The sequence below is a fragment of the uncultured Nitrosomonas sp. genome (assembly GCF_902826915.1).
Taxonomy (GTDB): Bacteria; Pseudomonadota; Gammaproteobacteria; order Burkholderiales; family Nitrosomonadaceae; genus Nitrosomonas.
Genome location: NZ_CADEGP010000007.1, coordinates 18,435 through 36,281, shown reverse-complemented (window position 1 = coordinate 36,281; position 17,847 = coordinate 18,435). Strand labels below are relative to the sequence as shown.

General features: G+C 43.4%; 17 protein-coding genes. 7 read left to right on the top strand and 10 right to left on the bottom strand.

Annotated elements, in window-relative coordinates; genetic code table 11:
- The first annotated feature begins 11 nt into the window (after window positions 1-11).
- Together QZV86_RS02235 and QZV86_RS02230 are read left to right on the top strand one after the other, a co-directional pair.
- Window positions 12-791 carry a WecB/TagA/CpsF family glycosyltransferase gene (locus QZV86_RS02235; RefSeq protein WP_295623650.1) on the top strand — a complete coding sequence of 260 codons (780 nt, stop codon included), beginning with the start codon at window positions 12-14 and terminating at the stop codon, window positions 789-791.
- A gap of 60 nt (window positions 792-851) precedes the next feature.
- Window positions 852-1,772 carry a sulfotransferase domain-containing protein gene (locus QZV86_RS02230; protein ID WP_295623649.1) on the top strand — a complete coding sequence of 307 codons (921 nt, stop codon included), beginning with the start codon at window positions 852-854 and terminating at the stop codon, window positions 1,770-1,772.
- Window positions 1,773-1,832: 60 nt separating this feature from the next.
- Here QZV86_RS02230 and QZV86_RS02225 read toward each other — a convergent pair whose 3' ends face one another.
- From QZV86_RS02225 to sucC, 5 genes are all read right to left on the bottom strand, one after another.
- Entirely contained in the window at window positions 1,833-2,426 is a 594-nt protein-coding gene (locus tag QZV86_RS02225; RefSeq protein ID WP_295623648.1) for a CBS domain-containing protein, read from the bottom strand.
- Between the two features lie 128 nt (window positions 2,427-2,554).
- A complete protein-coding gene (gene dacB, locus QZV86_RS02220; protein WP_295623647.1) occupies window positions 2,555-4,000 on the bottom strand; it encodes a D-alanyl-D-alanine carboxypeptidase/D-alanyl-D-alanine-endopeptidase in 1,446 nt (481 codons plus the stop codon).
- A gap of 24 nt (window positions 4,001-4,024) precedes the next feature.
- Window positions 4,025-4,333, bottom strand: a complete 309-nt coding sequence (locus tag QZV86_RS02215; RefSeq protein WP_295623646.1) for a hypothetical protein — start codon at window positions 4,331-4,333, stop codon at window positions 4,025-4,027.
- 34 nt (window positions 4,334-4,367) lie between these two features.
- The gene (gene sucD, locus QZV86_RS02210; RefSeq protein WP_295623645.1) at window positions 4,368-5,243 is read right to left on the bottom strand and encodes a succinate--CoA ligase subunit alpha; all 876 of its coding nucleotides are present in this window, start codon (window positions 5,241-5,243) and stop codon (window positions 4,368-4,370) included.
- Window positions 5,244-5,294: 51 nt separating this feature from the next.
- Window positions 5,295-6,455, bottom strand: a complete 1,161-nt coding sequence (gene sucC, locus QZV86_RS02205; RefSeq protein ID WP_295623644.1) for an ADP-forming succinate--CoA ligase subunit beta — start codon at window positions 6,453-6,455, stop codon at window positions 5,295-5,297.
- A gap of 254 nt (window positions 6,456-6,709) precedes the next feature.
- On the opposite strand from sucC, the gene QZV86_RS02200 reads away from it, so the two are divergent.
- The 3 genes from QZV86_RS02200 (at window position 6,710) to QZV86_RS02190 (ending at window position 9,235) form a co-directional block, all read left to right on the top strand.
- On the top strand, window positions 6,710-7,999 hold the full coding sequence (locus QZV86_RS02200) for a hypothetical protein (protein ID WP_295623643.1): 1,290 nt from the start codon (window positions 6,710-6,712) through the stop codon (window positions 7,997-7,999).
- A gap of 100 nt (window positions 8,000-8,099) precedes the next feature.
- Window positions 8,100-8,477 carry a hypothetical protein gene (locus QZV86_RS02195; protein WP_295623642.1) on the top strand — a complete coding sequence of 126 codons (378 nt, stop codon included), beginning with the start codon at window positions 8,100-8,102 and terminating at the stop codon, window positions 8,475-8,477.
- 320 nt (window positions 8,478-8,797) lie between these two features.
- The gene (locus tag QZV86_RS02190; protein WP_295623641.1) at window positions 8,798-9,235 is read left to right on the top strand and encodes a CBS domain-containing protein; all 438 of its coding nucleotides are present in this window, start codon (window positions 8,798-8,800) and stop codon (window positions 9,233-9,235) included.
- A gap of 220 nt (window positions 9,236-9,455) precedes the next feature.
- On the opposite strand, the gene QZV86_RS02185 is transcribed toward QZV86_RS02190, so the two are convergent.
- Together QZV86_RS02185 and QZV86_RS02180 are read right to left on the bottom strand one after the other, a co-directional pair.
- A complete protein-coding gene (locus QZV86_RS02185) occupies window positions 9,456-9,647 on the bottom strand; it encodes a hypothetical protein (RefSeq protein ID WP_295623640.1) in 192 nt (63 codons plus the stop codon).
- Window positions 9,648-9,854: 207 nt separating this feature from the next.
- Window positions 9,855-11,198 (bottom strand): SulP family inorganic anion transporter, encoded by a 1,344-nt coding sequence (locus QZV86_RS02180; protein ID WP_295623639.1) that lies wholly within the window; start codon window positions 11,196-11,198, stop codon window positions 9,855-9,857.
- Between the two features lie 502 nt (window positions 11,199-11,700).
- On the opposite strand from QZV86_RS02180, the gene tnpA reads away from it, so the two are divergent.
- Window positions 11,701-11,967, top strand: coding sequence for an IS200/IS605 family transposase (gene tnpA / locus QZV86_RS02175; RefSeq protein ID WP_295623638.1), 267 nt, complete (start codon window positions 11,701-11,703; stop codon window positions 11,965-11,967).
- Between the two features lie 39 nt (window positions 11,968-12,006).
- Here tnpA and QZV86_RS02170 read toward each other — a convergent pair whose 3' ends face one another.
- The 3 genes from QZV86_RS02170 to glk all read right to left on the bottom strand — a co-directional run bounded on the left by QZV86_RS02170 (window position 12,007) and on the right by glk (window position 16,132).
- Window positions 12,007-12,357: a transposase gene (locus QZV86_RS02170; RefSeq protein WP_295623637.1), complete on the bottom strand. Its 351-nt coding sequence runs from the start codon at window positions 12,355-12,357 to the stop codon at window positions 12,007-12,009.
- 141 nt (window positions 12,358-12,498) lie between these two features.
- Window positions 12,499-15,051 (bottom strand): alpha-glucan family phosphorylase, encoded by a 2,553-nt coding sequence (glgP, locus tag QZV86_RS02165; protein ID WP_295623636.1) that lies wholly within the window; start codon window positions 15,049-15,051, stop codon window positions 12,499-12,501.
- A gap of 82 nt (window positions 15,052-15,133) precedes the next feature.
- Window positions 15,134-16,132 (bottom strand): glucokinase, encoded by a 999-nt coding sequence (gene glk / locus QZV86_RS02160; RefSeq protein WP_295623635.1) that lies wholly within the window; start codon window positions 16,130-16,132, stop codon window positions 15,134-15,136.
- A 162-nt stretch (window positions 16,133-16,294) separates the two neighbouring features.
- Here glk and QZV86_RS02155 point away from each other — a divergent pair, with 162 nt between their 5' ends.
- Window positions 16,295-17,794 carry a helicase HerA-like domain-containing protein gene (locus QZV86_RS02155; RefSeq protein ID WP_295623634.1) on the top strand — a complete coding sequence of 500 codons (1,500 nt, stop codon included), beginning with the start codon at window positions 16,295-16,297 and terminating at the stop codon, window positions 17,792-17,794.
- Window positions 17,795-17,847 lie beyond the last annotated feature (53 nt).

Here is a 17,847-nt window from a genome sequence, read left to right as displayed (position 1 = left end):
TAAGATAGCACATGAATCAAATTCCTCTGTTCGGACTGAAAATAGAAGATACGACGTTAGCTGACGCCAGCGCAAACATAGTTAATGATGCTAGTTCAGGTGTGCAACGTAGAATAATATATTTCGTCAATGCACACTGCATAAATATTGCTGCGGTAGATATTGACTACCTCTCGGTATTGCAAGATGGGGCAACGCTATTTGCGGATGGCAGTGGTATGCGTTTCGCTGCCGGATTAGCCGGCTTCTCCCTAAAAGACAATGTCAATGGCACCGACTTGTTTCCGGTGATCTGTCATGATGCTGCGGCAGCTGGTGTCAAACTGGCTTTATTGGGCGCTCGTCCAGGAATCGCAGAACGTTGCGCAGAAAATATGAAAATTCAATCTCCTAAATTAGATGTTGCTTGGATTCATGATGGCTACTTTAAGCAAGATAGTGAAGACGATATTATCGATGCTATCAATCGTAGCGGAGCGGAAATTCTGTTTGTGGCGATGGGAGTGCCTATTCAGGAGTTATGGATCGCACGCCATGTAAACAAACTTAATGTGGCTGTAGTCCTTGGCGTGGGCGCTTTGTTTGATTTTTATTCAGGTACGATGCCACGTGCGCCGCAGTGGATGCGTCGTCTTGGTCTGGAATGGTTATTCCGGTATATGATGGAACCAAGAAGGATGTTTATGCGATATATCGTAGGCAATCCGGTATTTATCATTCGAACATTATGGCGGCGTTTAAAGGGTCAGAAAAATCTACAAGAAGCTGTTCTGCTTGATGGTATGAAGTAAGAGGAATGGAATTCGATTTGATTAAGAATATTCTTGAGAAATAAGGTTAATTTTAAATTTATGAAAGCGATTTCTAGTATTAATTTGGCTAACTTTATTATCGCGGGTACAGAGAAGGCTGGTACTACGTCGATATTTACGTATCTAAGTACGCATCCATCGGTTTGCGGTTCAACAGTCAAGGAAACAGATTTTTTTCGTAATTTATATACAGGTGATCCCAAAAAAGATGTTGCTAATTATGCCAGCTATTTTGAGCGTTGCTCTCCTGAAATTCCGATTCTGATGGAAGCTTCACCGGGATATCTGGGTAGTGGTGCAGAAGTAGCAGCTCGTATCCATGCACTGGTGCCGGAAACCAAGCTTCTGTTCATATTACGAAATCCCATTGATCGGATATACTCCTCATTCAATTTTCATGTTGGAAAACTGAATCTTGATCCTGATTTAAGTTTTGAGGAGTATATTGATAAGTGTGTTGCGTATGACTCTGGTCAAGAAACACCCGCTGAATTGGGCATTAAAGAATGGTATTTAAAGATCATCAGTTTTGGTCGGTATGTTGACTACTTGAAATATTATTACCAGCTATTTCCGGAAAATCAGATCAAGATTATGTTTTTTGAAGATATGACTCAGGATATTGACGGTTTCATGCGCGAACTGTGTCAGTTTTTAGAGATTTCTCCAGACTATTTCAATGGATATGATTTTAGACGAATTAATGTTACTTACGAAAGCAAGTTGAAATGGTTGCATAAGATCGCGGTCTATTTTAATGCAAAGTCGGAACGATTTCTGCGGCAACGACCTGAACTAAAGCAGTTTATAGTGAACTTATATAAGAAAATTAACCAAGCAAGAGAAGGATATGATGAAATTTCCGATGAAAGCCGTGATCGTTTAAAACAATATTACTTGCCCAGTATTGTGGCACTACAGACGCTTATTAGAACAAAAAATATACCTTGGAATATTTGATTCACCTGGTAAAACAAACCAGCAGAATCGAAGCTTACTAGCTGGCTTGCTTGTTTTCTTCTAGTGTGCAATTAATGATGATTCAATTTCCGCAAAACTCCTCGCTACATTATTCTGTGGAATAACTGTACCAAGCTGTTTCTCAATTTGAGTCCAGGAGAAAATGCCGCATATCCTTGGCGGCCCGATGGTGGGATCGTCGATTACTAGTGCATGCAAGCGATCGCTTTCGCGCAAACTTGCGACTATATTGCCAACTCTAGCGTGCATCACTTCTTCCAATGGAATGGCTTCCAACTTATTCAACGGTGTCATCATATCCAGCACCATAATTTCGCTGTGTTTTACACCTCTTTCTTGAATAAAAAGCATAGGTTTTTCACCCAGAATATCGGTTGCCGTGATAATTCCTGCCAGAGAATTGTTGTCATTTATGACCAGAAGCGTACGCACACCACGTTGTATCATGTAAGTGTTGGCCGTTTGCATTGTAATATAAGGAGATATGACTGCTGCTTGTATTGTGCGCAAATCAGTCATCACTTCAATTGCGGGAGATTTAAACGTTACTGGATGGGGGGATATAGGTTGAGAAACTTGTACTGTGCCTGTTAGATACTGTACCGCGAGAGACTTATATTCTTCATTCATCATTCTGTGTGCTCCTCAATCTTGGGTTGGAAGGGAATCACCTGATTTCAAAATAGATCATCGATCTTGAACACGCACTTTACGCCGAAATTAATTTTCAATCAATAGCAATAATTCTATCAGGAATATACCTACTTTCGGCGATAAGCCCATTGCACCAACGTATCCATGATGGCACGGGATTGTTCGGCTTGATCGTGGTTAATAAAAAAAACGACGACAACGCGTCGTCCCATTTCGTCAATTAAATATCCTGCCAACGCACGCACGTTATTCAATGTGCCGGTTTTCATATGTGCTAACCCCTTAATTGGAGTATCAGTAAAACGATTTTTTAGAGTCCCGTCTACCGCAGCAATTGGCAGTGATGCGATGAATTCCGGCATTACCGGACTATTGAAAGCAGCAAGCAATAGTTGCCCCATATGCCGGGCGCTGATTCGTTCTATGCGCGATAATCCAGAGCCATTCTCAATCATTAATTCCGGAAAACTCAATTGCTTGCTGGCTAACCATCGTCTGACTGCTGCGTCCGACTTAGCCAAAGTGGCTGGTGAGTTATCAATTACCGAATTACCTGTACCCAACGCTAAATACAATTGACGTGCCGCAATGTTATTGCTGAATTTATTGATGCCACGGACAATATCTGACAACGGTGGTGATTGATAAATTTTGAGCGGTAACAAGTATCGCGGTGTTTGACCCAGGATGGCATTACCATCAAATATGCCACCTTGCTGCGTCCACAAGTGTCTGAACAAATCACGGGTATAAATAGTACTGTCATGCAGACTCAACATATACGATTGTTTTCCACAATGCTGGGAAAAACTACCATTCAGAGCAACCGTAAAATTATTCTTGTTTTTTTCATCTGCAATTGCTTCAATCGTAAGAGAATTTTGCCAAATCCCGCACTTGTCTTGAGTAAGCTTTAAATTATTTTGTATTTGCAAAGATTCTGGGACAGGATCAATCACGACACGTACAATATTCTTTTCAGGTTGTGGAAACAAGTGGAGCGTAGATGCACGATAATTGACCAGAAATGCCTCTGGCAGCACGTTGTAGGTACGATAGGGTTGTCCGTCAAACTCACCTGGATCTTCACGAGGAATCTCATAATACGAATGATCCAGAATCAGGTTGCCTTTAATTTCAAGCAATCCGGTTTGACGTAAGCGGTGGATCAGCAGCCAGAAATTTTCCAGGTTCAGTTTGGGATCACCGTAACCTTTTATGATTAAGTCTCCATATAAAATGCCATCGGTAATTTTCCCATTGGCATAAAGCTTGGTTTGCCAGGTATATGCCGGACCTAACAATTCCAGCCCCGCATACGTAGTCAACAACTTCATTACCGAAGCCGGATTCATACCTGAATCCGCATTGATTGTGAGCACTGGCTGACTTGCGCCAATTTCATGGACATATACACCAATCATCGTTTCCGGGACGGCTAGTTGTTGTAGTTTTTGTTTAACTACAAAAGGTAACTCATTGGCAAATACTGGAGCCGCTAATGTAGCAGTCAGTCCAATTAAAAAACCAAGATATAAACAAATCCTGGTCATTTTAATACTTGGCTTTCAGAAAAATTACTTTGTGTCTTTGCACAGGGAGAATCCATCATCCCACCCCATGCGATATTGTTCATCCGTATCATATCGATTCAAGTCTTTAAAGGCCCAGCTGGTTCTTTTAGCGGTTTCGCAACCATCGATATAACCTTGCTGAGTGCTTACCGGATAACCTGTCAGGTTGTATTTGGGCTTAGCACTGTCGGGTAAAGGACCTGCCTGCCGCTCAGGTTTTCTGGCTGGTAACGGTTGTTTGGTGGAAATTCCGCTGCAGGCAGAAATGATGAGCACAGTTAAAATGATAAAAAGTGGTAAACGATAACGCATAGTAAATTGCCTTCAATATTTTCTAAGTAACAAGTTACAAAGCCGATTTCAATAATTTTCCCATCTCGGCTGGATTTCGTGTGACTCTGATTCCGCACGATTCCATTACTTCAAGTTTCTCTTGAGCTGTTCCCTTGCCACCGGAGATAATTGCGCCGGCGTGCCCCATGCGTTTGCCGGGCGGTGCTGTCACACCAGCAATAAATCCGACTACAGGTTTATGCATATGCTCTTTTACCCAACGTGCGCAGTCCTCTTCATCCGTGCCGCCGATCTCACCCACCATCAGTACGGCATCAGTTTCGTCATCATCATTGAACAATTGCATTACATCCAGATGTTTTAAACCATTCACCGGATCACCACCAATACCGATGCAGGTGGATTGCCCAAGTCCCAGCGACATCAATTGCGCCACTGCCTCATATGTCAGTGTACCCGAGCGTGAAACCACTCCAATCCGGCCCTTTTTATGAATATATCCCGGCATAATCCCTATTTTTATCTCATCCGGTGTAATAATTCCCGGACAATTCGGGCCAATCAATCGAGTTTTCTTGTCTTGCATTTTGTAGCGAGTACGGATCATATCGCGCACCGGGATGCCTTCGGTAATGCAAATTACGAGATCCAGTTCAGCTTCAACGGCTTCGTCTATCGCTGCGGCAGCAAAAGGAGGGGGCACATAAATCACTGAAACATTGGCACCGGTTTGTTGCTTGGCTTCTTTGACTGTTGCATAAACCGGTATACCTTCGAAATTCTCGCCAGGTTTTCGCGGGTTCACACCTGCGACGAAGCATGCTTTTCCGTTGGCGTAGTCGCGGCACATGCGCGTATGAAATTGGCCGGTTTTGCCGGTAATGCCTTGTGTCATTACACGACTGTTGTGATTAATCAGGATGGACATAGCAAAAAGATTCCTTATAAGATGACTAGCATTGACATTGATAATATTAGCTTACCCGGCTGCATTAACCGCTTTTTGTGCCGCATCAGCCATGTTATCTGCAGAAATGATTTTCAACCCTGAATCCGCCAGAATTTTCTTCCCAAGATCCACATTGGTGCCTTCCAGCCGGACAACCAATGGCACTGTGAGTTGCACATCACGAGCAGCTGCTACTATGCCTTGCGCAATTACATCACATTTCATTATGCCACCGAAAATATTAACTAGAATCCCTTGTAGCTTAGAATTGCGCAGCATTAGCTTAAATGCTTCAGTCACCTTTTCCGCCGTTGCTCCACCGCCAACATCGAGAAAATTGGCGGGATTACCACCATACAGTTTAATGATATCCATCGTCGCCATTGCCAAGCCTGCACCATTTACCAGGCAGCCAATATTACCGTCTAAAGGGATATAGGATAATTCGTGTTTCGATGCTTCAATTTCCACTGGATCTTCTTCATCAAAATCACGCAATGCGACGATCTCGGGATGACGAAACAGTGCGTTTTCATCAAAATTCATTTTGGCATCTAGTGCCATTACCTGCTGCTCTGCAGTTACTGCCAATGGGTTGATTTCCAACAATGATGCGTCAGTCTCATCAAATGCTTGATATAAGCCTTGCAATAAAGTAACAGCACCCGGCAAGCTTTGCATAGGGATGCCAATTTTCTGCGCAACTTCTTCAGCCTGCTGTTGACTTAAACCCGTGATTGGATCAATAAACACTTTATGAATTTTCTCGGGTGTTTCAGCTGCGACTTTTTCAATTTCCATGCCCCCTTCCGAACTTGCCATCAAACAAACGCGTTGGTGGCCGCGATCCACAACCATACCGATATAGAATTCTTTTTCTATCTGCACGCCTTGCTCAATAAAAAGTCGATGGACTATTTGTCCTTTCGGACCAGTCTGATGAGTTATCAAGCGCATGTTCAGAATTTCGCTTGCGCGCTGACGCACTTCATCCAATGACTTGGCTACTTTTACTCCACCACCCTTACCGCGTCCACCGGCATAAATCTGTGCCTTCACTGCCCACACATCACCACCTAATTGCTGCGCAGCTTGCACCGCCTCGTTAACACTGAAACAAGCAACACCTTTTGGTGTGATCACATTATATTTGCGTAAAATTTCTTTGGCTTGGTACTCGTGAATCTTCATGGGCATGTCCTCATCGGAATGATTTAGAATATCTAGATTCTAAGTATAACCTAATCATCAATAATGATTCGATTTCACAATCTCACGAATAATAAGATACATTAATTTATGTTACTTTTGACGAGCTTACTGACTGCCCCGCTAACTACTAAGGTATCGAAGCCATAATAAAAAACCCAAAGCTTTATTCAGTATCTGTTCAGGCTAACACAGCTAATATAGCTGTAAATGGGAAATCAAAAGGCGAGGGGTATATGAAAAAATTTAAAATCACGTGTATGGCAATTGCGCTATGCAGCGTTTTTTTAATCAGTCCTGTAGGAGCTGAAGATGGCGGAGGCTTTGATGGAGGTGGCTTCGACGGTGGTTATGATGGAGGAGATTTTGATGGAGGTGGCTTCGACGGCGGTTATGATGGAGGAGATTTTGATGGTGGAGGCTTCGATGGAGGGGGTTATGATGGAGGCTACGACAGTTACGATAGCTACGATGGCTACGATGGCGGAGGTCATAATAATTTTGATGATGGTAGTTTTGATTCTGGAGATTACTACGACCAGAATAGCGGTTTCGAAGAGAGTTATGATCAAGGTGATTTTGGGCAAGACGATGCATTTTATCCAGATAATGCATCGGATCAACAAGAAAGTATCGATTTTGCCGATGACTTAAACTCAGGGAGCGACTTAAATCAAACGAGTGAATTTAACCAAACGGATGATTTTGGCGCGAATAATGACGCTGCACAAAGTAAAGAAATTGCACCAGAATCCTTCCAAGAAAACTTGGCGACTCCCGATGAATCGAGCGAAGTTGGAACATCTGCTCAAAGCGATGATGTTAATCAAGCTGACCCTTCTATCCAAAATGCAATTAATGAAAATAATTCCGACTCTGGCAATGAAGTTGCTCAAGACAGCGCTGCTTTACTAGACGCCGAGACTCCAGATAACCAAGCCATTGAGAATAATGGTTCAACGGGGGCCGATCCATCGGCTCAAGCCGACGGAACAAATCAGGATGGTTCCAACACTCAGAATGTGAATATACAAAACAACGTACAGACGGATCAAAATACTGCAAACCATCATAATTCTGATCATCACCATGACAATCATCATGGGCATCATCACCATTTCGATGGATTTGGTTTAGGATTTGGTCTGGGACTGGGATTAGGCTGGGGATTCGGCCCAAGTTGGGGCTGGGGGCCAGGCTGGGGTTGGGGGATTGGTTATGCTGGTTTTGCACCCTTTAACAGCTTCGGTTTCTACAACACCTGGGGAAGAAGCCGCTTCTATAATAATTATGCGTTTGGCCCTCATCGCCGGTTTGAAAGTTATTACCCATTAGGTGGTTATCCTATAGGCGTTGTCGCCGCGCCGACAATAAGACCAACGTATATTCAACAAAATGTGGCGCCCCGGCCAGCTACTGTGCAAAGAAATAATTATTGGTACTATTGTCGTAATCCAGAAGGATATTATCCGTATGTTAAGCAATGCTCCGGTGAATGGATAAAAGTGCCTCTGCAACCGTCCTGATATTATTGAAAACTTGCATCCGATAAAATCAGATCATGAACTTCGCTACATTGACTTAAAATAACGTTTTGTTTAAGAATAATAAAGCCGAGATAAATATATGAGTGAAGAACAAAAAAACTTAGAAGTTACGGCGGATGAGTCACACAGTGCACGCTTGCGAATCTTTATAAGCTGGATTGTGGTCATTATCCTGACCTGTTTTGGAATATTCATGCTGTATAAGCTGACCAATTTTCATAATACATCAGGTGATTACTGGAAAAATATGGTTCAAGAGCAATTCCCGGTATTAATTGGATTACCTATGGCTGGTCTGGGCTCACTTTTTGTCACACTGATTTTGCGAATATCCACAGGACCGATAGAATTTGAAATCGGGGGCCTTAAATTCAAGGGAGGCGCGGCTCCAATTGTATTTTGGATTATTTGTTTTATGGTTATTGTTTTGTCGATTAATTTACTGTGGCAGAAATAATCGAAGCATACCTCAATCAAAGAATTTAAATGATATCCAGTATCCATCCGGGGAAAATACCCAATTCAATGATAAGTAAACTGGTAATAATCACGATGGATAATGTTCCCAGTGAAAGATGAATAACATTCTGTTTTACAGATTCTTCTCCATAAAATACAATTAAAATACGTAAGTAATAATAAAAAGCGAGTGCCGTGTGAAAGTATGGCTGTCATTCCTCATGGACCATGAGTTCGCTTAACCTGGATGCTATGCTAGAATTGTCATATCAATATGAATGAGAGAAGCCAATTTTTTTGCAGGAAAAGGGAGGGGGCATGAAAACCGTAAGACAGCTGTTGGATGAAAAAGGACATGAGGTTAAAGCTGTATCTCCTGAAGTTTCAATCATCGATGCTATGCAGCAAATGTCCACCAACAACATTGGTGCATTGCTGGTAATGGACGGTGGCAAATTGGTGGGTATCCTGACAGAAAGAGATTTTTCTCGGAAATCGTATCTTTTGAACAAGCCATTGAAGGATGTGCGTGTCAACGAACTTATGACTCGTCAGGTAGCATATGTTAGTCTGGACTATACTAATAAGGATTGTATGGCATTGGTTACAGAAATGCGGATTCGTCATTTGCCCGTTCTGGAGGGTGACCGTGTGATAGGTTTAATATCGATTGGCGATCTGGTTAAGGATGCAATTTCAGAGCATCAGTTTATAATACATCAGCTTGAGCGTTATATATACAGTGCACCGGAATAATATAGCCTTACGGTTTATTTAAATAAACAATCCAGTGGCAAAACCACGGGGTATTGGAAAGATTCAGTTGGTGCAGCTCTTCTCTTACTTCACTTTGAATTTTAACTTCCTCTCTAGATCGCAATTCGATTTGTTCTTACTCCTGCCACTGCAACATAATAGTCACCAGTTCAAAAATCTCCATTTTGTATCGTAAGTACATTTTTACAGATACTCATACTTATTCTTCTGACGAACTTGCGATTCCCCGTGGTCTTGCCACGGGGTTGTTTATTATATTTCGCTCTTCACGGGCAATGGCTAATTCACGCTCTAGCATCCGAATACGTAATTGTTCGGCACTCAGCTTGCTGACACCGAGGTTGCCTGTGAGCGTGCCTTGCTGATATTGCGAAATCCAAGTTCTGATCAAACCGCTTCTTTCTTAAATTCTTCTGTAAACACACGACGGGGAATACGTTTCATAAAAACTCCTATCAAGTTGATAAAATATCATCAACTTGCCCGCCCTCAAAATCAGACCTTACTCATATAAGCATTTATCATGTTCGAAGGAAAAGCTTTGTCATGCTTACCCTTGAACAAATAAAAGATTTATTTAAAAATCATTTTGAGATAATTATTGTAGATTGCTGCTGTCATTTTTTAGATTATCAAAATATCGTTTGACAACAGATCTGCCCGGCATTTTGTCGTGTTTAGTATAGACCATAAAATGAATGATTCCATGCAAAGCCATGGCAATCAATAAACCTTCAAAAATACCAACTTGAAACACCAAACCAGCGGTTAAAATCGCCAACATTAATGCATAGGGGCCATAATGTGTGACGTGTGCCAGTCCTGCAATCATTTTGTAGCCGGTAAACATCATGATCGCAGCCAATGCAAATTTCGGTAAGTAATCCAGATACTGCGTATTAAATGTAAAGAAACAAACTACAAAACCGATGATCAGAACGGAGAACTTGGTTATTGCGCCAGCCAGTCTATTAGTTGTACTCTTAGCCAGGCCATCCAGGTTGGTCATGCCATGGAAGAAACTTGAACCCATATTGGCAATCCAGATGGCAAGCAAGCTATTATTACTGTTGGTTTTACGTTTTAACGGATCAATTTTTTCAATTGCAGCATTACTCATCACCTGCTCAATTACATCAACAATCGCCAGCATTGCACTAAAAAGTATCATATAAATCAGCGTGATAATGGTTGTGTCAGCTTCTGGTAGCGGAAGTTTTAAATAAAGATCAATATCTTCCACAAAAATCATTGGCAGAGTTATAAATTGCGCCAACAACACACCACCAATGATCAATACAAAATAGGGAATGGCTGGTTGGGTATCTTTGAACTTAGAAAACAGGAATAAGAACACTCCGAGACCAGCAGTGGAAATGGCAACCATCTGGATACGCGCGCTATTCCAGAATTCTTCGGTAATCGCTTCTTCGGGTATTTCGTAGGTAAACTCAGAAAACTTCAATAAAATTTTCAGCCCCACACCTGCCAATAGCCCTTCAACTAGATAAACTGGAACAGCGATGAGCAGGTATCGTTGCCAGTTGAACTTCCAGATGATAGCTTGCATTGCCGAAGTCAGAAAAATACAGAATGCCATATTTTCCCAGCCAAAGGAGGCTACACCCAAAGCCAGCACCGGAGCCAGCCCCGCCGCAATTCCAGGCGCGCCAATGAAATTACCTGGCCTGAGCCAAGCGTTAATCCATCCCACAAGGCAAGCAAAAGCTACAGTCGCCAATCCGACTTTGATTGGATAATCTGACATAATCGCAATACCAATCGATAGTGGAATTGCCATGGCACCAGTTATTAAACCTGCTGCAGTATCACGTAAAGCATATTGAGCTTGGAAAGCAGCTGATCCAGGCAAGGTGACTGGTCTTGTATCTTGTGTTTGTTGTCCGTTTGAGGGTGATTTATTTTCTGTTTGCGATTGCATAATTATTATTTCTCCAATTTGACGAATATGAACGTAGGTACTTTAGTCAAACATAAGCAGCGGAGGAGAAGACTCCATCCAACGAGAGATATTTATAAAGCAGTTCTGTGTGTTGGCAACCCGTATCGTTCCCGACAAATAGCGGATTTAAACCGGTTACGAACCGACACTTTTTATCACCTCCCAATGGCTGACACTGGATATGGATGCTTATCTTAGATATAACAAAACCAATGTTAAGGTTTCGTACAGGTTGTATGAAGGTTTTGTTAACAATTGATTTCTCCAGATAATTATGTGCACTTGAGTTGAAGACTGGAATTTATTAAAGAGAACTTTGCACGGTTAGAGTCATTTTCAGGCGCGGATGACGATACAATAATGTTTTGAACTTGCGACTCCCCGAGGTCTTGCCAGGGGGATCTAATTAGGCTTTAGAATGTTGGAATGCGAGATGTTGTAGAGAAGGAGAGCGATACGACATTGAGTTTGAGCAGATAGGTTGCGAAAAGGCCGCGTATATATACTTTGCACGGCCCATCCGAAAATTACTTCGGGTCAGATTGTAAAGGTTTTCAAAAGTATTACAGCGCGGGAATTGTTTAAGAGGAAGCCGGATTTGAAACGAGACCTATGGGGCGGAGAGTTTTGGACGGATGGTTATTATGTTGCAACTGTAGGGGAAAGAGCCGATTGGGGTGTAGTTGAGCGGTATGTAAAGAATCAAGACAAACCAAAAGAAGAGCTGCATCGACCTGAGCTTTTCTAATATCCCGTGGTCATGCCACGGGGTTGTTTATTTCCTGCTTTACCAATGCGCTTGCGAAAATGCACCAGCTCGGTGCTGTGGAAGGGTTCTGCACTGAAGCTCCGTCATGCCGCAAAGAACCTGATAATAGGGATTGTGTTTCCGCTGTAATACCACCGCTTCATCACTCAAGTTCTCTAACTGCTTCAGTATCAATAACCCAATCATCAACTGGACCGGCTTACTGGGTGCGCCTACCGCTCTTGTGTAATGAATCGAGAACGCTTCGTCAAACTCATGCCAAGGGATTGCCGCCGATAATTTCAGCAGTGGATCAATGATATCAAGCTGCTGTAAAAGATTTGTGCCAAATAAATTCGTTTGATGAGATGTGCTGTTGGTTGTGAGCATTTTTATTCACCATTTCGACCAGAAATAAGTGTCAATTTTAACATTCCTGGTCGATAGGATCAGCAAAAACAAAATACTTATTCTTACTATCAAATGCTTAGGGGTATTTTAGAGGCGACTAATTACACCTGAAAAATTTCCTTAAAGCCATACCATCAGACCCATTTCCAAAGGGTGGGAGAGCAATGAATGGTAAGGGTAAATACGGATGAAATACTCCTGTTTGCCGCATAATTCAGGAATCAGTTTAAGTTCGAATAAATGCTCGTGCGAATCCTGAGTGCCGGTGGATTCAAACTTGAAGTGTTGGAAATTGCATAGCTTGGTCGTTTTAAACTGGCGACAGATCAGCAACTCGATGACGACGTCTTCCGGGGACAGGCCATTCAGATTTGCGGCCACTTTGAAATTCACTGCTTCATTAAAATGAATCCGCTCACAAGGCGTATCCAACCGGCGTATCGTAACGCCGCGCCATGCCTGTTTTATTTTGGTTTTCCACGTAGCAATATTCTTTGCGTCAGTAAAATCGTTTGCTGCATATAACATGCCTTTGCTGCTGGCCGGACGATAGAATTTTGTCACATATTCATCGACCATGCGGGTTGCGTTGTAGCGCGGCAATAGGGACATCATCGAAAGCTTGGCCATTCTTACCCACTCCGGCGAGTAGCCGAGCTTGCCATAGTTGTAATACAGTGGAATCACTTGATCCTGAAGAATTTCATAGAGTGCCCGGCTTTCTTCTTGATCACGTAATGTTGCATCCATATTTTCGAGCCCTGGTTTGATCGCCCAGCCATTTTTCCCATCATAGCCTTCTCCCCACCAGCCATCCAGTACACTCAGGTTAATTGCGCCATTGATACCGGCTTTCATGCCGGAAGTACCACTTGCTTCCAATGGATAAATCGGGTTGTTAAGCCAGACATCGACTCCCGCGACAAGGCGTCTGCCGAGCCGCAAATCATAGCCTTCCACCAATAAAAGTCGCCCCTCGAATTCAGGAAAATGTGCAATCTGGCTGATGCGCCGGATCAGGTCTTGTCCTGGCACATCGGCTGGGTGTGCCTTGCCGGCGAACAAAAACAGTACGGGGCGTTCTTGATCGAGGATGATTTTTCGTAGCCAATCCAGGTTTTCAAATAACAATGCAGCGCGTTTATAGGTAGCAAAACGACGCGCAAAACCCAATGTTAAAATATTCGGATTGATGGGATCGACAAATTTTAACAGCCGGTCGAGATGTGCCTCGGAACCACGATTTCTAGCATTTTGCTCGCTAATACGGGAGCGAATACCATAAAACATTTGTGATTTTAATGATTGTCGCACGCTCCAGAACAAATGATCCGGTATTGCATCAATGCCTGACCAATAATCGGTATCGCACATTTTGTTGCGCCATTCATGGCCCAGATAACGATCAAACAAATCGGACCATTCCTGCGCAAGGAAGGTTGGGACATGAACGCCATTGGTGACATAAGAAATCGGATTTTCTTCCGGCTCGATTTGTGGCCATAAATCCCGGCAAATATTCGAGGAAACATTACCGTGTATCTTGCTGACGCCGTTATGAGTGCGTGAGCCATGGATTGCCAATGCTGTCATATTAAAATCCGGGCTTCCTGCCACATGTCCGAGTGCCAGGAATTCCTCGCGAGTAATATTCAGGCTACGGTAAAAGCTGTCAAAATACTTTTGCATGAGATCAGCATTGAAATGATCGTGCCCGGCAGGAACTGCGGTATGGGTTGTGAAAACTGTGTTGACTGCCACACTTTCCAAGGCACTGGCAAAGTCGAGTCCTTGCTGCACAAGTGCATGAATACGTTCCAGAATCATAAAAGCAGCGTGACCTTCATTGATATGCCATATCGTAGGTTTAATGCCGAGAGCTTGTAGAGCACGCACGCCGCCCATCCCCAGAATAATTTCTTGTTCTATGCGCATGACTTTGTCACCACCATAGAGGTTGTGGGTGATGTAACGATCTTCAGCAGAATTTTCCGGCAAATCGGCATCCAGCAGAAATAATGTGACATGACCGATTTTTGCCTGCCATACTTTTAGCGTGACCTCACGCTGCGGGAGCGGCACTGTAATTTGCAAACTTGAACCATCCTCGCGCGTCACCGGCGTGACAGGCAGATCATCAAAGTCAGAAACAGTGTACGAGACTTGTTGATTGCCCAGGCTATCGATAGTTTGAAAGAAATATCCTTGCCGATACAGTAAGCCAATCGCTACAAATGGAAGATGTAAATCACTGGCTGCCTTGCAATGATCCCCTGCCAAGATGCCCAGCCCTCCCGAATAAATGGGCAAGCTTTCGTGAAAACCAAATTCAAAACAGAAATAGGCAATCTGATCTTTTGGATCTAACCCATCATTAATCGGCGCTGCAGTAGCGTCGTGATAGGAATCATAGGTGGATAGAATACTGTTGTAAGAAGCAAGAAAAACACGATCTTCTGTGGCTTTTATGAGTACTGATTCATCCACGCGTTTCAAAAATGCTTTGGGATTATGGCCGACTGCTTCCCATAAATGTGGATCAAGGCGGGAAAACAGTGTGCGCGTAGCGCGATCCCAGCTATACCAAAGATTGTTGGCCAATTCTTCCAGTCGTTTAAGACGGTTTGGTATTTTAGGATTGACGGTAATGGTGTAAGCAGTGCGCGGAAGCATTCATGTTCTCCTTAATATGAATTATCTTTATGTTTATCTGTAGGATAAGAAAATCAGATTAAAACCTGAAATTGTCAAGTTCTCAACTTTGGCTAGTGAGCAAACGATGCGCCTCCTGTCTCGCGCCTAGCAAACCGACCTCAGGATTTGTAATGATATACACCGGGAATTTGTGCATTAACTGAGAAAATCTTCCTTTGTCGTGGAATGCCTGTATGAAACCGCCAAGTTTCAGAATACTCAGAATCTTAGAGGCAATGCCGCCAGCTATATATACACCACCTCGCGTGAGTCCTGTCAATGCTAGGTTCCCGGCATAGGCCCCATAAATCTCAACGAATAAATTAATCGATTTTATCGCGATTGGATGTTGATGAGTAAATGCAAGTGTTGTAATTGTGGCACCACTATCTTCTTCAAGATCGATAGGTGCAAGGTTTGAAGTGGTTGCAGAACTCATTTGCAGGAATTTGAAAATATTTGTTAATCCGGACCCCGAGAGTAATCGCTCTACGGATACATGGCCAAATTTATTGAGGAGCGTTTCAAGCAGCTCAATTTGTAGTGCGTTGGTCGGAGCAAAATCCATATGACCCGCTTCGGTGGGTATTGCAACATAGCGATCTTCCAGCCAAGTGAGCCAGGCGACACCCATTCCCGTGCCTGCGCCCAGTATCACACGCATTGACTGCGCCAGTGATTTTCCAGTCTGTAGTGTTGCCATATCGCTCGGTGACAAGCTTTCAATGCCTAAAGCGGCAGCTTCAAAGTCATTAATCAGTTTGACAGAAGGAATCGAAAATTCAGTCGAAATATCGCTGCTACTGATTTGCCAGGGCAAGTTAGTCAGTTGTGCTTGCTGCGTAACAATGGGCCCCGCGACTGCAAAACATGCTGAAAATGGACGACTTGTATTTCGAGTTCGGTGCAGGAAATCTTGCAAGATTTCAGAGAAGGCCGCAAATTCATGATTGTCATAACGGTGAGTGAATAACTCGCGCACCACACCATTACTTATTTCTGCTGCTTGCAGAATGGTTTTGGTACCGCCGATATCTCCACAGACTAATTGCTTGTTCAAGGGCTTTTTATTTAAGAATTAATCAGAAATCTTGTTTTGAAGCTGATAAGCGACTTTAGGTTTTAGCAAAACCAATGGATAGTATACATCGATATGTATGATTCCTATTAATTGACTTACAATGCAACTTTCAATGCTTATTCTGCTATTTCATCATTCAAAATGTCTGAACCGCTGATTATTGCCAAAACAAACAAAATCGAGTTGGCGCTTTTGCCCGAAATGGCCACGCGCCACGGATGTATTACAGGTGCTACGGGGACAGGTAAAACGGTGACTTTGCAAAAACTGGCCGAAAGCTTCTCCAACATCGGCGTGCCGGTATTCATGACCGATGTCAAAGGTGATTTAACCGGCATCAGTCAACCGGGTTCATTGACAGATAAATTAAAAACTTATCTGAATAGGATGCAGATGGATGTTCCACAATGGCAAGGTTTTCCGGTTACGCTGTGGGATGTATTGCAAGAGAATGGGCATCCGTTGCGCGCGACTATTTCCGACATGGGGCCGTTGTTGCTGGCCCGTCTGTTGAATCTCAATGAAACGCAAGAAGGTGTCTTAACGCTGGTTTTTAAGGTGGCGGATGATTATGGATTGTTGTTGCTCGATCTCAAAGACCTGCGCGCATTGCTGCAATTTGTGGGCGATAACGCGGAAAAATTCAAGACTCAGTACGGCAGCGTTTCGTCGGCATCGATTGGCGCCATTCAACGTGGTTTGCTGCAAATAGAAGAACAGGGTGGAGATCACTTTTTTGGCGAACCCATGCTGAATATCGAGGATTTATTGCAGACTATCGATAGCAAAGGCGTTATAAATATTCTTGCGGCTGATAAGTTATTAAACGCGCCAAGATTGTACAGCACCTTTTTGCTGTGGCTGTTATCCGAGTTGTACGAGAATTTGCCGGAAATCGGAGATCGTGATAAACCTAAGATGGTATTCTTTTTCGATGAGGCGCATTTGTTATTTAGCACCGCGACGCCTGTCTTATTGGAGAAAATCGAACAGGTTGTACGATTGATACGCTCCAAAGGTGTCGGCATTTATTTCGTCACGCAGAATCCGTTTGATATCCCCGAAAAAGTGCTGGCCCAGTTAAGCAATCGCATTCAGCATGCCTTACGCGCATTTACGCCACGCGATCAAAAAGCAGTGAACGCTGCTGCTGATACCATGCGACCCAATCCGGAGCTGAATATCAAGCAAGCCATTCTTGAGCTTTCTGTGGGCGAGGCGCTGATTTCATTTCTTCAGCGAGACGGCTCTCCTGGTATTACCGAGCGTGCGTATATACTTCCTCCAGCCAGCCAGATTGGGCCGATCACACGGGAAGAGCGGCAGCAGTTGCTGCAATCTTCTATTGTGGCGGGCGTATATGAGCAGGAAATCGACCGCGAAAGCGCCTTTGAACTGCTCTTGGCACGGGCCGGTGCTGAAAGCCCGTCCGATAATGAGAATTTGAATAAACCGCGGGATGGAGAGGTTCTGAAAGATTTGAGCGATTTATTCTCAAGCTCATCAAGCGGGCGAGGAGGGCGACGCGATGGAGTAATGGATGCGATGGCAAAAAGTGCAGCGCGCTCAATCGGGTCGTCCATTGCGCGCGCAATTACTCGCGGCCTGCTCGGATCATTATTAGGTCAAAGGCGGCGCTAAAAAGTAGATCAATATCTCAGAAATGATTAATAGATAAGCATTTAGAGCCTGTT

Bases quoted from the DNA above. Each gene is read 5' to 3' on its own strand.
- QZV86_RS02235 (WP_295623650.1), top strand. From the start codon at position 12: ATGAATCAAATTCCTCTGTTCGGACTGAAAATAGAAGATACGACGTTA.
- QZV86_RS02230 (WP_295623649.1), top strand. From the start codon at position 852: ATGAAAGCGATTTCTAGTATTAATTTGGCTAACTTTATTATCGCGGGT.
- QZV86_RS02225 (WP_295623648.1), bottom strand. From the start codon at position 2,426: ATGATGAATGAAGAATATAAGTCTCTCGCGGTACAGTATCTAACAGGC.
- dacB (WP_295623647.1), bottom strand. From the start codon at position 4,000: ATGACCAGGATTTGTTTATATCTTGGTTTTTTAATTGGACTGACTGCT.
- QZV86_RS02215 (WP_295623646.1), bottom strand. From the start codon at position 4,333: ATGCGTTATCGTTTACCACTTTTTATCATTTTAACTGTGCTCATCATT.
- sucD (WP_295623645.1), bottom strand. From the start codon at position 5,243: ATGTCCATCCTGATTAATCACAACAGTCGTGTAATGACACAAGGCATT.
- sucC (WP_295623644.1), bottom strand. From the start codon at position 6,455: ATGAAGATTCACGAGTACCAAGCCAAAGAAATTTTACGCAAATATAAT.
- QZV86_RS02200 (WP_295623643.1), top strand. From the start codon at position 6,710: ATGAAAAAATTTAAAATCACGTGTATGGCAATTGCGCTATGCAGCGTT.
- QZV86_RS02195 (WP_295623642.1), top strand. From the start codon at position 8,100: ATGAGTGAAGAACAAAAAAACTTAGAAGTTACGGCGGATGAGTCACAC.
- QZV86_RS02190 (WP_295623641.1), top strand. From the start codon at position 8,798: ATGAAAACCGTAAGACAGCTGTTGGATGAAAAAGGACATGAGGTTAAA.
- QZV86_RS02180 (WP_295623639.1), bottom strand. From the start codon at position 11,198: ATGCAATCGCAAACAGAAAATAAATCACCCTCAAACGGACAACAAACA.
- QZV86_RS02170 (WP_295623637.1), bottom strand. From the start codon at position 12,357: ATGCTCACAACCAACAGCACATCTCATCAAACGAATTTATTTGGCACA.
- glgP (WP_295623636.1), bottom strand. From the start codon at position 15,051: ATGCTTCCGCGCACTGCTTACACCATTACCGTCAATCCTAAAATACCA.
- QZV86_RS02155 (WP_295623634.1), top strand. From the start codon at position 16,295: ATGTCTGAACCGCTGATTATTGCCAAAACAAACAAAATCGAGTTGGCG.